The 1190-nt window shown below is 71.6% G+C and carries 3 protein-coding genes; all 3 read left to right on the forward strand.

Going from position 1 to position 1190, the window contains the following annotated elements; all coding sequences use genetic code 11:
- Positions 1 to 409: glycoside hydrolase family protein (locus YU1_RS34165; protein WP_035716776.1), on the forward strand; the 409-nt coding region annotated here is incomplete at its 5' end.
- Positions 409 to 906 (forward strand): hypothetical protein, encoded by a 498-nt coding sequence (locus YU1_RS32295; protein ID WP_051357383.1) that lies wholly within the window; start codon positions 409 to 411, stop codon positions 904 to 906. The genes YU1_RS34165 and YU1_RS32295, both read left to right, overlap by 1 nt.
- 3 nt (positions 907 to 909) lie before the next feature.
- The coding region (locus YU1_RS0125745; protein WP_029006472.1) for a hypothetical protein at positions 910 to 1190 on the forward strand (281 nt) is incomplete at its 3' end.

Raw genomic sequence — 1190 nt, forward strand, 5'->3', positions numbered from 1 at the left:
GGCCGGCCGCAAGGCCGAGGTGCGCGCCGTCATGGCGCGCTGGAACAAGGGCGGCGGCAAGGTGCTGGCGGGTCTGACCCGGCGCCGCGAGGCCGAGGCGGACCTGTTCGAGGGCAAGATCACGGAGGCGCTGCGCACGGCCGGCGTGGTACGCGCCGCACCGCTGCCCATGCCGCAGCAGGTGGATACGCCGAAGCCGCCTCTGGCGGTGGTGGCCAAGGGCACCAAGCGGGAGACCGCGGCGGTGGCGGCCGGCGGCACGCTGGCCACGGGCTCCGGCACCAGCGAGCCGCACCCGTTCAATTCCGCGCTCACAGTCGCCGGCCTCGCGCTCGGCCTCGCCGTCGTGGTCGCGGCCGGCGTCCTGCTGGTGCGCAAATACAAGCTCATTGCGGAGGATTGGCGCTGATGGATTGGTCGTCTCTCGCATCCCAGGTGATCAAGCTGGGAGCCCCGGTGCTCGGCACCGCCTTGGGCGGGCCACTGGGCGGCTCGGTCGGCAAGGTGCTGGCGGAGACGCTCGGCGCCTCGGAGGAGACCCCGGAGGCCGTCGCCGAGGCGGTGGCCACCGATCCGCAGGTGCAGGAGAAGCTCCAGACGCTGGAGGCCGAGCGCAGCAACGAGTGGGTCTCGGTCATCCAGGCCGGCCAGGCGCTCGCCGCCCAGCTCGCCACCACCGAGGCCACCAAGGGCGCGTTCCATTACGCCTGGCGCCCGGCCATGAGCTGGCTGGTGGTGGCCATCGTCGGCCAGACCTTCCTGCTGGCGCCGTGGATCTCGGCCCTGATCGGCAAGTCCGTGGGCACGCCCTACGACCAGGTGCTGGGCATCTCGGCTGTGTGGCTCACCATCTATGGCGGCGGCCATACGGTGAAGAGCATCTTCGGCGCGCGCCTCGCCCGGTGACGCATGGAACCGGGCAACATCGCCAATTGGGGCTCGCTCTGCGTCTCGCTGTTCACGCTGGGCTTCTATGTCTGGACCTACCGCTCCAAGGCGGCGGCCGACCGCGTGGCGGCGCTGGAGAAGGCGCTGGTGGACAAGGCCTCCACCGGGCGCCTCGCGGCGCTTGAGGACCGCGTGGACAAGGTCGAGGACCGCACCACCACCATCGAGGGCGACATCCGCCACATGCCGTCCGCCAGCCAGGCGCAGCGGCTGGAGATCGCCTTGTCCGAGGTGCGCGGCGA

This window comes from Azorhizobium doebereinerae UFLA1-100 (assembly GCF_000473085.1).
Taxonomy (GTDB): Bacteria; Pseudomonadota; Alphaproteobacteria; order Rhizobiales; family Xanthobacteraceae; genus Azorhizobium; species Azorhizobium doebereinerae.